This is a genomic window from Actinomycetospora flava (assembly GCF_037400335.1).
Classification (GTDB): Bacteria; Actinomycetota; Actinomycetes; order Mycobacteriales; family Pseudonocardiaceae; genus Actinomycetospora; species Actinomycetospora flava.
Map to the genome: position 1 here is coordinate 64,531 of NZ_JBBEGM010000001.1, position 12,937 is coordinate 77,467.

Annotated in this window: 12 protein-coding genes; 3 read left to right on the forward strand and 9 right to left on the reverse strand. The window is 76.2% G+C overall.

The genetic code is table 11. The features are described from left to right. Window positions 1-115 precede the first annotated feature (115 nt). Window positions 116-886 (forward strand): SDR family NAD(P)-dependent oxidoreductase, encoded by a 771-nt coding sequence (locus tag WCD58_RS00310; RefSeq protein ID WP_337698636.1) that lies wholly within the window; start codon window positions 116-118, stop codon window positions 884-886. Between the two features lie 51 nt (window positions 887-937). Here WCD58_RS00310 and WCD58_RS00315 read toward each other — a convergent pair whose 3' ends face one another. The 4 genes from WCD58_RS00315 to WCD58_RS00330 form a co-directional block, all read right to left on the reverse strand. Next, window positions 938-1,336 (reverse strand): hypothetical protein, encoded by a 399-nt coding sequence (locus tag WCD58_RS00315; protein WP_337698637.1) that lies wholly within the window; start codon window positions 1,334-1,336, stop codon window positions 938-940. Continuing rightward, window positions 1,329-2,783 (reverse strand): multicopper oxidase family protein, encoded by a 1,455-nt coding sequence (locus WCD58_RS00320; protein ID WP_337698638.1) that lies wholly within the window; start codon window positions 2,781-2,783, stop codon window positions 1,329-1,331. Before WCD58_RS00320 ends, WCD58_RS00315 begins: the two co-directional genes overlap by 8 nt. Before the next feature lie 251 nt (window positions 2,784-3,034). After that, window positions 3,035-3,694, reverse strand: a complete 660-nt coding sequence (locus tag WCD58_RS00325) for a response regulator (protein WP_337698639.1) — start codon at window positions 3,692-3,694, stop codon at window positions 3,035-3,037. Continuing rightward, window positions 3,691-4,812, reverse strand: a complete 1,122-nt coding sequence (locus WCD58_RS00330; RefSeq protein ID WP_337698640.1) for a sensor histidine kinase — start codon at window positions 4,810-4,812, stop codon at window positions 3,691-3,693. Before WCD58_RS00330 ends, WCD58_RS00325 begins: the two co-directional genes overlap by 4 nt. Before the next feature lie 148 nt (window positions 4,813-4,960). Between WCD58_RS00330 and ilvA the strand changes: the two genes are divergently transcribed. Then, complete coding sequence (gene ilvA, locus WCD58_RS00335) at window positions 4,961-6,235, forward strand: threonine ammonia-lyase IlvA (protein ID WP_337698641.1); 1,275 nt, start codon at window positions 4,961-4,963, stop codon at window positions 6,233-6,235. A gap of 9 nt (window positions 6,236-6,244) precedes the next feature. On the opposite strand, the gene WCD58_RS00340 is transcribed toward ilvA, so the two are convergent. The 5 genes from WCD58_RS00340 to WCD58_RS00360 form a co-directional block, all read right to left on the reverse strand. Then, window positions 6,245-6,760 (reverse strand): GNAT family N-acetyltransferase, encoded by a 516-nt coding sequence (locus WCD58_RS00340; RefSeq protein ID WP_337698642.1) that lies wholly within the window; start codon window positions 6,758-6,760, stop codon window positions 6,245-6,247. Window positions 6,761-6,764: 4 nt separating this feature from the next. After that, a complete protein-coding gene (locus tag WCD58_RS00345; protein WP_337698643.1) occupies window positions 6,765-7,985 on the reverse strand; it encodes an MFS transporter in 1,221 nt (406 codons plus the stop codon). A 64-nt stretch (window positions 7,986-8,049) separates the two neighbouring features. Then, window positions 8,050-9,957 carry a cytochrome c oxidase assembly protein gene (locus WCD58_RS00350; protein WP_337698644.1) on the reverse strand — a complete coding sequence of 636 codons (1,908 nt, stop codon included), beginning with the start codon at window positions 9,955-9,957 and terminating at the stop codon, window positions 8,050-8,052. Beyond that, window positions 9,954-10,394, reverse strand: a complete 441-nt coding sequence (locus WCD58_RS00355; RefSeq protein ID WP_337698645.1) for a hypothetical protein — start codon at window positions 10,392-10,394, stop codon at window positions 9,954-9,956. Before WCD58_RS00355 ends, WCD58_RS00350 begins: the two co-directional genes overlap by 4 nt. 453 nt (window positions 10,395-10,847) lie before the next feature. Beyond that, window positions 10,848-11,864, reverse strand: a complete 1,017-nt coding sequence (locus tag WCD58_RS00360) for an RDD family protein (RefSeq protein ID WP_337698646.1) — start codon at window positions 11,862-11,864, stop codon at window positions 10,848-10,850. A 63-nt stretch (window positions 11,865-11,927) separates the two neighbouring features. Here WCD58_RS00360 and WCD58_RS00365 point away from each other — a divergent pair, with 63 nt between their 5' ends. Further along, on the forward strand, window positions 11,928-12,935 hold the full coding sequence (locus WCD58_RS00365) for a stage II sporulation protein M (protein WP_337698647.1): 1,008 nt from the start codon (window positions 11,928-11,930) through the stop codon (window positions 12,933-12,935). The last annotated feature ends 2 nt before the right edge of the window (window positions 12,936-12,937 follow it).

Genomic DNA, 12,937 nt, shown 5'->3' on the forward strand with positions numbered 1-12,937 from the left:
GACCATCCTGCCGGACCTCGCGCTCCGAGGCGAGCCGCTTGACTCACCTCTCCCCCGGTGGTTGTCTCGGTTGCGAGGTGAGTGGATCGACTCACCACAGGACGAGGAGGGGACGATGGGACGCTTCGACGGCCGGACGGTGCTCGTGACCGGGGCGACCGGCGGGATGGGGCGCAGCCACGTGCAGGCGTTCCACCGCGAGGGAGCCGCTGTGGTGGTCGCTGCGCGTGACGAGGCGGCCGGGCTCGCGCTGGCCGAGCAGCTCGGGGAGAGAGCGCTCGCGGTGCGGCTCGACGTGACCGACGAGCAGCAGTGGGCGGCGGCGGTCGCCGCGGCCGAGGAGCGGTTCGGACCGATCTCGATCCTCGTCGCCAACGCCGGGATGCAGCACCCGCCGACGCTGATCGAGGACGCCGACCGCCGCCTGTGGGACACCGTGACCGCCGCGAACGTCACGGGCACCGCGCTCGGTATCCGGGCGGTCGCACCCTCGATGCGCCGCGGCGGCGGGGGTGTGATCGTCACCGTCGCCTCGACGATGGCCCACGGCGGCACGGCGGCGTTCGGACCGTACGTCGCCTCGAAGTGGGCCGTGCGCGGACTGACCCGGACCGCGGCGCTGGAGCTCAGACGCGACGGCGTCCGCGTCGTGTCGCTGACCCCGGGCGTCGTGGCCACACCGTTGATCACCGAGCCGCTCGCCGAAGGGGTGCCGGCCATCGCCGAGGCCTTCGACCCCGAGCCGTTCGCCGTCCCGCGGACAGGCGATCCGGACGAGATCAGCCGCGCGCTCCTGTTCCTCACCTCCCCCGACGCGGCCTTCGTCACCGGCTCGGAGCTCGTGATCGACGGCGGGCTGCTGCTCGGCCCGGCGCTGCCGGCCTGAGCGCCGCTCGAGTACCGGCGAGATCGCTCCCGGTGCTCCTCCGGGGCGATGTCATCGACCCGTCGGAGCACCCGTGGCGATCACGGGCCGCGCCCGCACCGCCCACCACGCGAGCGCCACCGCCGTCCCGACGATCGCCACCCCGAGCGGGACGTGCACCGCGAGCACGCCGACGTAGCCGACCGCGACCTGCGCCGTCTCGGCGACCACGAGCACCACCGACACCGCGATCGGCCACGGCGCCAGACGCCCCGGGCGCCAGGCGAGGACCGCGAGCGGGACCTGCAGCATCGCGACCAGCAGGAGCGTCCCGCCGACGGCCTGGTGGACGGTGAGGCCGGCCGCGGACGCCTGCAGCAGGGCGCCGGCGGCGAACGCCTGGGCGACGGTCATCGCCGCGTGCAGCAGCGCGATGACCCGGAACGCGCCGGCCGCCAGGCCGCTAACCATGGGCGTGCGAGACGACCGCGGCAGGTCGCTGACCAGGGGCGACGACGAGGAACTGCAGCATCATGCCGTCGTCCTCGTGGCGCAGCAGATGGCAGTGGAGCATGTACGGCACCTCGGGATCGGCGTACGGGCCCACACGCACCAGCAGCCGCACCGTGCGCCCGGGCGGGACGGGGACCGTGTCCTTCCAGGCCGGTTCGCCGAGCACCTGGAGCCGGGCGTCGTGCACGTGGATGTTGTGCGGCAGCGTGTGCCGGTTGGTGAGCTCCCAGATCTCGGTCGCGCCGGCGTCGAGCACCTCGTCGACCCGGCCCATGTCCATCGCGAGCCCGTTGATCCGGTTGCTGGACAGCACGAAGCGGCGGGTCCGGGTGGCGTCGGTCTCCGCGAGGGGCGTCTCGCGGGAGAGCGTCGCCGGGATGGCGGGCGACGGCTCGAGACGGTCGGCGGGACGCAGTTCGAGCAGGTCGAGGGTGTCGTGGCCGCCCGCGGCGTTCGCGATCCCGTTGACCGCGCCCAGCTCGTCGGGCAACGACCGGAGCACCACGCGGCGGCCGGGGGCGAGCTCGACGACGACCTCGGCGCGCTCGCCGGGCGTCAGCAGGACGTCGGGCACCGGGCGCGGCGAGGGGAGCAGGCCGCCGTCGGTGCCGACGAGGGTCAGCGGGTCGTCGAGGGCGATCCGGTAGCTGCGTGCCGGCGAGGCGTTGAGGACGCGCAGGCGGACGCGGGTCGTGCGCACGTCCAGGTACGGCGCGACCGTGCCGTTGACCAGCACGGTGTCGCCGAGCAGGCCGACGGCGTTGCGGTGCGCGGTGTCGAAGCCGCCGTCCGGGGCGAACGAACGGTCGGTGAGCACGACGGGGACGTCGTCGACGCCGTAGCGGTCGGGCAGGTCGACTCCGACGTCGTCGTCGACGAGGAAGAGGCCGGCGAGCCCGCGGTGCACGTGCCGCTCGGTCCGCCCGTGCGGGTGCGGGTGGTACCAGAGCGTCGCCGCGGGCTGGTCGACGCGCCACGACGCCTCCCAGGTGTCGCCGGGCGCGATCGGCTGGTGGGGGCCGCCGTCCATGCGGGCGGGCAGGGTCATGCCGTGCCAGTGGGTCGTCGTGGTCTCGGGCAGGCGGTTGGTGACGCGGACGGCGACGTCCTCGCCGCGCCGGGCCCGGATCGTCGGCCCGCCGAACGGCATCCCGCCGTAGCCCCAGGTCGGCGTCGTCGGGCCGTCGAGGAACGCGCTCTCGCCGGGGGCGGCGGTGAGGTCGACGACGCGGCGGCCGGCCTCGCGGCGTGTCGGCGCGAGGGGCGGGATCGCGAGCGGGCGCCGGGCGGGGCGTGGCCGGACGGGTGGCGGGCCGGTGGAGCACCCGGCGACCGCGAGCCCGGCGAACGCCCCGGCGGCGAGCGTGGCGCCGAGGAAGCGGCGCCGGGAGAGGGGTCGGGACACGGCGACGAGAGTCGCGATGCCCAGGGGTCGGGCACGTCGGCGTGACGACGTGTTCCGCGCGTACGCACGGGGGCGTAGCGACCCCGGGATCCCCGGAGCCGGCGTTCGAGCGCGTGGCCCTATCGGCGTGCTCAACAGGACACGGACAAGCTCAACGTCTGCGACGCCACGTCGCTGACACCTCGGGGTCGGCATCGAGCGCGTGGCGTTACAGACACTCAACGTCTGCGACGCCACGTCGCTGACACGAGTCACCGGCGCGGGACGACCGCTCCGGACTCGTAGGCGATGACGACGAGGGCGGCGCGGTCGCGGGCGTCGAGCTTGGTCAGCAGGCGACCGACGTGCGTGCGGGCGGTGGCGGTGCTGATCACCAGGCGCGCGGCGATCTCGTCGTTCGTGAGCCCGCCCCCGACCAGCGCGAGCACCTCGCGCTCGCGGGGCGTGAGGACGTCGAGCCGGGTCGCGGGCACGAGCGGCTGCGGGCGGGCGGCGAACTCCGCGATCAGCCGGCGCGTCACCGCGGGGGCGAGCAGCGCGTCGCCGCGGGCCACGAGGGCGATGGCGCGCACGAGGTCGGCGGGCTCGGCGTCCTTGAGCAGGAAGCCCGCCGCGCCCGCGCGCAGGGCGCGGTAGACGTACTCGTCGAGGTCGAAGGTGGTGAGCACGAGCACCGCCGTGCCGGCCAGGACGGGGTCGGCGACGATCGTCTCCAGCGCGCCCAAGCCGTCGACGCCGGGCATGCGGACGTCCATCACGACCACGTCGGGGCGTCTCGCCCGGACCAGCGCGACGGCCTCGGCACCGTCGGCCGCCTCGCCGACCACCGCGAAGCCGTCCTCGGTCTCGAGCAGCACGCGCAGGCCCGCGCGGACGAGCTGCTGGTCGTCGGCCAGCGCGACGGTGATCACCGCGGCACCGGCAGGGACGCCTCGACGACCACGCCGTCGGTCGCCGCGGACACCGACGAGCGCCCGCCGACCGCGGCGGCGTGCTCGGCGAGCCCCCGCAGTCCGTGGCCCGGTGTCAGCTCCCCCGCTGCCCCGCCGTCGTCGGCGACCCGGATCGTCACGGCCTCGCCGTCGTGCCCGAGGTCGACGACCACCCGGCGCGCCCGCCGGCTGTGGCGCACCGCGTTGGTGACCGCCTCGCGCACGATCCGGAACGCCGCCCCGTCGACGGCCGCGTCGGGATGACCGGCGCTCCCCCGCACCTCGACCTCCACCCCCGCCAGGCCCGCGACGCGCACGACCTCGTCGAGGCGGTGCAGCCCCGGGGCGTCGGCCGCGCCGGCGTCGCGCAGCACGCCGAGCACGTTGCGCAGCTCGGTGAGCGCGGCGCCGCTGGCCTGCTTGATCTCGAGCAGCGCAGCCACGGCCTGCTCGGGGCGGCGGTCGGCGACGTGCGCCCCGACGCCCGCCTGCACCGCGATCATCGCGAGGCTGTGCGAGACGACGTCGTGCACCTCGCGGGCCACGCGCAGCCGCTCCTGCTCGACGCGCCGGCGCGCCTGCTCCTCGGCCCGGTCGACGGCCGCGGTCTGCGCGCGTCGCAGCCCGCCGACCGCGACGCCCACGGCCACCGTCACCACGATCCACATGACGTGCTCGGGCGCGCTCGCCACGGGCCGGTCGTCGATGAGGCGCTCCAGCCCGACCCACGCCGCGAACAGCAGGACGCCGACGCCGACCGAGCGCGGCCAGCTCAGTCGGGTCGCGACCGTGTACATCGCGACGGCGACCATCAGCGAGGCCGGCCCGTCCGGGTAGGCGAGCCAGTAGTAGGGCGCGACCGCGGCGAGGGTCAGTGCGAGCACCACGAGGGGGGCGCGCCGCCGCCACGCGAGCACGCCGGCCGCCGCGGCGATCAGCAGGGCGCCACCGGGCCACCACGGGCGGTCCGCGGGGCTCGCCGCCAGCGCCGTGCCCGCGAGGCACAGTCCCCCGAGCGCCGCGCCCAGCGCCACGTCGGTCGGCGGCGGGCACCACCGGGACCGGGCGAAACGGACGATCGGGGTCACCCTGGACACCACAGCGACGCTAGGGGCGCCTCGGGGCCCTGTCGTCAGCGTCCGGGCGTACGCGACCCGGGGATCCGTCGGGGTCAGCCCGGACGCCGCCTCCGGGGACACCTACCATCGATGGATCAACCCCTGGTAGTGGAGGAGCGGGACACCCATGGCGCGCGACGGCGGTACGACCTTCGAGAAGCAGGTGCTCGAGGCGTCGGAGCGTCTGGGCGGTATTGCCGAGCGCACCCCGCTGCAGCGCAACCCGCGGCTGTCCGGCGCCACCGGCACCCAGGTCTGGTTCAAGCGCGAGGACCTCCAGGTCGGGCGCTCCTACAAGCTGCGCGGTGCCTACAACCTCATCAGCCAGCTCGACGACGACGCCCGCGCCGCCGGCGTGGTGTGCGCGAGCGCCGGCAACCACGCCCAGGGCTTCGCGTTCGCCTGCGCGGCGCACCGCGTGCGCGGTCGGGTCGTCATCCCGTCGACCACGCCGCGCCAGAAGCGCGAGCGCATCGTCGCCCTCGGCGGCGACATGATCGACCTGGTGGTGGACGGCGACACCTACGACGAGTCGTCGGCCGCCGCGACGCGCTGGTCCGAGGAGACCGGCGCGACGCTCGTCCCCGCCTTCGACGACACGCGCACCGTGGCCGGCCAGGCGACGGTCGTCGCCGAGATCGTCGAGCAGCTCGGCGAGGCGCCCGACACGATCGTCGTCCCCGTCGGCGGCGGCGGCCTGCTCGCCGGCACGGCCACCTGGCTGCAGGCGACCCACCCGCGCACCCGCGTCATCGGCGTCGAGCCCGCCGGCGCGCGCAACGTTGCCGCTGCCCTGCACGCCGGCACCCCGGTGATGCTCGACGAGCACGGCTTCGACCGCTTCGTCGACGGCGCCGCGGTGCGCAAGGCGGGTGCGGTGACCTACCCGCTGATCCGCCGTTCGGGCGCCGAGCTCGTCGCCGTCGACGAGGGCCTCGTCTGCACGGAGATGCTCGCGCTCTACCAGACCGACGGCATCATCGCCGAGCCCGCGGGGGCGCTGGCCGGCGCGGCGATCCGCCCCGACGGGCCGGGCTTGGACCTGGTGCCGGGCGAGACGGTCGTCGTCGTCCTCTCCGGCGGCAACAACGACGTCTCCCGCTACGCCGAGGTCATCGAACGCTCGCTGCGCTTCCAGGGCCTCAAGCACTACTTCCTGGTCGACTTCCCGCAGGAGCCCGGCGCGCTGCGCCGCTTCCTCGACGAGGTGCTCGGGCCCGACGACGACATCACGCGCTTCGAGTACGTGAAGAAGGACAACCGCGAGTCCGGCCCGGCGCTCGTCGGCGTCGAGATCGGCTCGCGCGACGACCTCGAGCCCCTGCTCGAGCGGATGGCCCGCTCGCCCCTGGAGATCGAGGCGCTCGAGCCGGGGTCGGCCGGGTTCCGCTTCCTGGTCTAGCGCCCTGGTCTAGCGCAGATCCAGCGCCCACCGCGTGGCGGGCGCCGACCACCCGGGTCCCTGGTAGGGCTCGCCGTCGACGCGCCACCCGCGATGGGCGTAGAACGACTGCGCGCCCGTGTTCGCGGTGTAGACCCACAGCGTGGCGCGGGCGAACCCGGCGGCCGCGAGGTGCGCGACACCCGCGTCGTGCAGCGCGCCGCCCGCGCCGGTGCCGATGACCGCGGGGTCGAGGTAGAGGGTGTAGAGCACCGCCGCGCCGTCGTCGGACGGTTCCGGTTCGCGCGGCGGGCCGACGATGCAGTAGCCCTGCACCCGGCCCTGCTCGTCCTCGGCGACGAACACCGCCATCGGCTCGGGCGCGGCGATCGCCGCCCGGCGGACCTCGGCGATCTCGCCGGCGTCGAGGGCGTCGAGGCGCTCGTCGTCGACGATGCCGCGGTAGGCGTGCCGCCAGCCGGCGACGGTGATCTCGCCGATCCGGTCGGCGTCGGCCGCGACCGCGCGGCGGATGGACCAGCCCACCCGATCAGTCTCCGCCGGCCGTCGTCGTGGCCGCCCGGTCCGCGGCGACGCGCTCCGGCTCGGGCTCCGACCGGACGGGCGTGATCCCGATCGCCGCGAGCGGCGCGAGCGCGACGACGGCGAACCCAACCGCGTAGCTCGAGACGCCGATGAGCGCGCCCAGGGCCGGCGGCGCGATCGTCGCGACGATGTTCTGGGTGGTGTTCTGCACCCCGAGCGCGCGCCCGGACCAGCCGGGCCCGGCGATCTCGGCGGTGGCGACGAACGCGAGCCCGTTGTCGGCGACGGTGATCACCGAGCCGGCCGCAATACCGGCGACGGCGATCAGGCCCAGGGTGAGGTCGCCGACCGCGAACACGAGCAGCACCGCGGCGCTGGCCACCGCGAGCTGGCGCATCGGGCGCAGGCGCGAGCCCACGCGGTCGGACCACCAGCCGCTGACGATGCGCCCGCCCGCCCCGGCGATCTGCGCCGCCGCGACGAAGATCCCCGCCGCGCCCGGGGACCAGCCCTGCTCGCGCACCAGGTACTCCAGCGAGAACGCCGACACCGCGAACTGCGGGAGCACCAGCAGCGCGCTGGCCGCGTGCACGCGGGGCAGGACCGGGGTGCGGTACGGCGACGCCGGCGGCGCCTCGCCGGGCGCCCGCGGGACGCGCGGCGGGTCGGCCGCGACGATCACCACGACCACGGCGCACACCACGCACGCGAGCGCCGGCCAGCCCAGGGCGGGCAGCGGCCCCTCGCGCGCCGCGAGTGTCGGCAGCACGAGGCCGGCCGCGGCCACCCCGAGCGGCTGGGCCGTCTGGCGGATCCCCATGGCGAGCCCGCGCTCGTCGAGGTCGAACCAGCCCATGATCAGGCGCCCGCTGGCCGCGTTGACCGAGGCCGCGCCGATGCCCGCCAGCACGAGCAGGGCGACGGTGGTGGCGAGGGACGGCGGGGCGAGGAGCGCGAGCACCCCGGTCATCACGCCGCAGAAGCCCAGCCCGACGGCCATGGGCAGGCGCTCGCCGACCCGGTCGACCACCGCGCCCCAGGCGATCAGCGCCATCAGCAGCCCGAGCGTGGGAGCGGCCACGACGATCCCGACCGCGGCGAGCGACAGCCCGCGCTCGTCGCGCAGGCTCGGCACGAGGAACGGCACGCCGTACACCACGGCGGACGCGGCCGTCTGCGCCGCGACGCCGGCGGCGAGGACGGCCCAGCGTCGACGGGATCGCACGGCTCCCTTTTCTACGCCTCCCGCGCCCACGTCGCAGGAAATCCTTCCCACATCGTGAGACAGTTCAGCGTGACGTGAGTCCTACGAGCAGGTCGGCGCGACGGTCGGCGTCCTCGGCGCGGGCGTGGTGCGACCACGCCACGAGCACCGCGACCACCGCGGCGAGCAGCGGCAGGTCGCCGAGCAGCCACACGAGGACGCCCGCGAGGTGCTGGTCGGCGAGCAGGTCCGGGGCCCAGGGCAGGCGCAGACGCACGAAGAAGTCGTCGACGAAGATCTGCCCGCTTCCCCCGTCGGCGGGGAGCACCGGGGTGCGCGAGACCGGATGGTCCGCGGCGAGCAGGGCCAGCCCCACGAGCGCGTGCACCGGCATCGAGGCGATGAGGAACGTCAGGCGCGCGATCGGCGGCAGGCCCGGGCCGTCCGGCGGGCCGGCGACCAGCGGTCCGAGGAACAGCACCCCGACCACCAGGAACCACAGCGTCATGAGCGGCTGCAGCCAGCCCAGCGGCTGGGTCAGGGCGAACACCGGCGTCAGGTAGAGCAGCGCCGGCGAGCCGACGACGAGCACGAGCGCCACCGCGGGATGGCTCGCGAACCGCAGGGTCGGCGCGGCGAGCAGGTGCTCGAGCCACTCCGCCGGTCCCTCCGGCGCTCCGGGCGCCGCCTCGGGCAGGGTCCGCCGCGCCAGGACGATCGGCGCGCCGAGGGCCCAGAGCAGCGGGACGGCGGTGGCGACGAGCATGTGTCCCGCGATGTGGACGCTCAGCACCGCCGGGCCGTAGCGCCCCAGCCCCGACGAGGTCGCGACGACGAGCAGCGCGCACGCCGCGAACCAGGCGACCGACCGGCCCACCGGCCAGCGAGCCCCTTCTCTGCTCAGACGGTGCAGCCCGGCGGCGTAGAGCCCGGCGAGGACGACCGCCAGGGTCAGGGTGACGAGCTCGGGGCGCCAGGACGTCGCGAGCACCGCGGGCGACGGCGGCGCCGCGAGCCCGTAGCCGAGCAGCGCGGTCGGGGTGCTCGTCGCGCCGGGCGCCTGCACCGGCGGCACCGCGCGGGTCGCGACGGCGGACAGGCCCACGACGGCCGTGAGCAGCGCGAGCTCGACGGGCCAGGTCGTGCGACCGCTCCGCCGCCACAGCACCCCGCCGGCGACGGCGGTCAGGGCGGCGCCGAGCAGGACCAGGACCGTCCATTCGACGCCGGCGCCCGGTCCGCCCGGTCCGCTGAGCGCGACGGCCGCGGCGAGGGCGCCCGAGGCCACGGTGACGAGGCCGGCCGCGGTGCCGATCCGGGCGGCGCGCCACCAGGACCTGTTGTCGCCGCGGACGACGGCGAGCACCCCGAGCGTGCCGAGCCACACCGCGGCCGCGACGACGTGGAACGCCGTGCTCGCCAGGGCGAGGTCGCGGCCGACGCCGTCGGCGGCGTGCCCGGTGGCCACCGGCACCAGCAGCGTCGCCACCGCGAGCCCGAGCACGCCCGCGCCCCCGCTCCACCGCCGCACCTCGCCGGCGGCGACGGCCGTCGCGACGCCCAGCGCGGCCGCGACCAGCCAGCCGACCGGTTCGCCGCGCGCGAGCATCGTCGTCACGAGGTCCGGGCCGAGCGGGACGTGCCCGCCCAGCGAGTCCGCCAGGCTCGTGGGTACCGACAGCGCCGCGCCCGCCGCTCCGATCCAGGCCGCGCCGCGGGCGATCCGCAAGGCGCGCCGCCCGGTCGCGCTGAACGCCGTGGTCCCCGCGGGCGGGGTGGCGACGACCAGGGCGACGAGCAGCCCGCCCACCGTCGCGGCGCCGGCGAGGTCGACGACCGTGCGCAGCACCGGCACGAGGACCCGCACCAGCACGCCGGGGTCGGCGAGGCCCAGCTCGGGATAGCCGACCGGCCCCCGGACCAGCACCGCCACGGCCGCGACGAGCAGGCCGACCGCGGCGGCGGCGCCCGCGAGCGCCGCGCCCCGTCTCACGGGTCGATCTCGCTCGGGTAGCGGGCCCGGTACTCGTCGAGGTGCTGGGACTTGCAGACGTGCTGTTCCTTCTCGTTCTGCGCCTGGCGCATGCACTCGTCGAGCGTGCGCACGCCGCCGGTCTCCAGGTAGGTGACGGCGCCGGCGAGGGTGCTCCACTCCACGGCGACCGCGATCCCCACGGCGACGACGCCCAGCGCGAGCCCGGCGAGGGGGCCGCGGCGGGACCCGTCCCGGCCGCGGAGGCGCGAGAACGCGACCAGCGCGACGACCACCGCGACCAGCCCGAGCGCGAGCCCGCCCCAGCCCGTCCAGGCGCTGACCAGCGCCATCACGCCGAGCACGGGCGCCGCGACGACGATCCCGGGCCGGCGGCGCGGCGTCACCTCCGACGGGTCGGCGTCGGCGGCCGAGGTCGTCGAGGGGTCCGGGGGCACGCTCCGATCGTGGCAAGCGGCCTTCGGGGGCCTCGCCCCGGGGTGGCGGGGAGCCGGTCGCTCCGGTGGAGGGCGCTCCGGGAATCGAAGCGTTCCGTGGGGCGGGGGCCGGCGGCGTCGGCGGTGCGACCGGCACCCTGCGCATGGTCGACAGGGCCCGGAGCCGGCGGGAGGTGCCGGTCGCGGCGAGCTCGCCAGTTCGATCACTCGAGGATGCCGTCAGGGTCGTCGTCGCCGGGAGCCGTGGTGACATCGCGGAGAGATCGAGATGGCGAGCACCCGCGGGACGTCGCGGTCCGAGCGGCGCGGTGCGCACCAGCGACGGGCGTTGCGGCCTGCGCAGGGTGCCGGTGGCGACGAGGTGCCGTCGCGCCCCGAGTGCGGGTCGACGCGACAGGCGCACCCCGCATGATCGACGGGGTCGCGGCCTGCGGAAGGTGCCGCTCGCGGCGCTCAGCCCGGCGGGGCGAAGCCGCCGGGCGAGGGCGCGGGATCCGGGTCGTCCCGGCGGGTGGGTTCGGGTGCCGGCGCAGGTGTCGGAGTGGCCGGCGGTGGGCCGAACGGCGACGGGGACGGGGCGGGCGATCCCGGTCCGCTCCACGGCTGGCCGAACGGCGAGGTCGGCGGCGCCGCGACGGGAGGGGCCGGCGCGGCCCCGTTCCCCGTGATACCGGCGGCACCGCTGGCACCGGGGGCACCACTCCCCCACGGCGACCCGCCGAGACGTGCGGTCTCGCGGCGACGGCGCTCCCCCAGCACGGCGAGCAGGTAGGCCTCGGGCGGCGTGCCGGGCGGCGGGGGCGGGGCGACGCGGGCGGCGACGTCGGCGGCGAGCCGGGTCCCGAGCTGCGCGCGCATCGGGGCGGCGAGCTGCCCGGCGCGCACGAGGAACTGGCGGGCGGCGAGGGCGAGGTCGTCGGGGAGGTCCGCGAGCTCGCAGCGCTGCGCCCAGGCGGCGAGGGCAGGGTCGGCCGGCGGGAGGCCCGGCAGCCCGGTGCGCGGGAGCCGCTCGCGGACGACGATCGTGCCGGCCAGGAGGTCGCCGACGCGCTGGCCGCGGGCCGTGCTCGCCGAGACCACGATGCCGATCACGCCGGTGAAGAACGAGAGCAGCCCGAAGTCGACGATGAACCCGGCGAGCGCGCGGGCCAGGGCGTGACGGAAGACGATCGGTCCGCCGTCGGTGCGGACCACCCGCAGGCCCATCGCGTACTTCCCCGGCGACCGACCGCGGGTCAGCGTCTCCCAGAGCAGCGGGTAGCCGACGAACACGCCGACGGTGATCGCGAGCCCCGCCGCGGCGGCCAGGGCGGTGTCGACGTCGGAGCCGGCCAGCTCGATGGCGAGCAGGACCAGGAACAGCAGCGCCACCATGATCAGCGCGTCGAGGGCGAACGAGAGCGCGCGGCTGGGCAGGCGGGCGGTGCGCACGTCGAGCTCGACGGCCTCGCCGATCACCACCCGGTCCACGGGAGCCATCGTGCCAGCGCATGTCGGGGGTCTGTCGGAAGGATCAGTGGGAGGATCGCGGTCGTGGACGTCGACGCCTACGTGGCCGCGCACCGGCCCGAGTGGGACCGCCTCGCGGACCTGCTCGACCGCCGCCGGTGGACGGGCGCGGAGGTCGACGAGGCGGTGTCGCTGTACGAGCGCACGGCCACCCACCTGTCGGTCGTGCGCTCGACGTCGCCGGACCCGGCGCTGGTGGCGCGGCTCTCCACGCTGGTCGCCCGCGCCCGCACGGCGATCACGGGGTCGACCACCGCGTCGTGGCGCGACCTCACGCGGTTCGCCACGGTCGGCTTCGCGGTGGCGCTCGCCGCGTCGTGGCGGTGGTGGTTCACCACGCTCGCGGTGTGCTCGGTCGTCATGCTCGCCGTGGGGGTCTGGGTCGCCCGCTCGCCCGACGTCCAGTCCGCGCTGCTGCCGCCCGAGGAGACGCGGCGGCTGGTGGAGGAGGACTTCGCGTCCTACTACAGCTCGGACCCGGCGTCGTCGTTCGCCGCCCGGGTGTGGACCAACAACGCCTGGATCGCCGCGATCTGCCTCGTCACCGGCGTGCTGATCCTCCCCGTGCTCTGGGTGATGCTCCAGAACGTGGTCAACATCGGGGTCTCCGGCGGGATCCTCGCCGCCAACGGCCGCGCCGACCTGTTCTTCGGGCTGATCACCCCGCACGGGCTCCTCGAGCTCACCGCCCTGTTCGTGGCCGCGGGGGCCGGCCTGCGGCTGGGCTGGTCGTGGATCGACCCGGGGCCGCTGTCGCGCACGGAGTCGCTCGCCCGCGCGGGACGCACGACGGTCGGCATGGCGCTCGGTGTCGCGGTGCTGCTCGCGATCTCGGGGGTGATCGAGGCGTTCGTGACGCCTTCGGGCCTGCCGACCGCCGCGCGGATCGGCATCGGGGTGCTCGCCGAGGCCGCGTTCGTCGCCTACGTGCTGTGGGGCGTGGTGCTGGTCCGGCGCCACGGGGCGACGGCCCCCGCGCTCGCCGACCTCGCCGCGGACCGGCGGGGCGCCACCCTCCCGGCGGCGGGCTGACG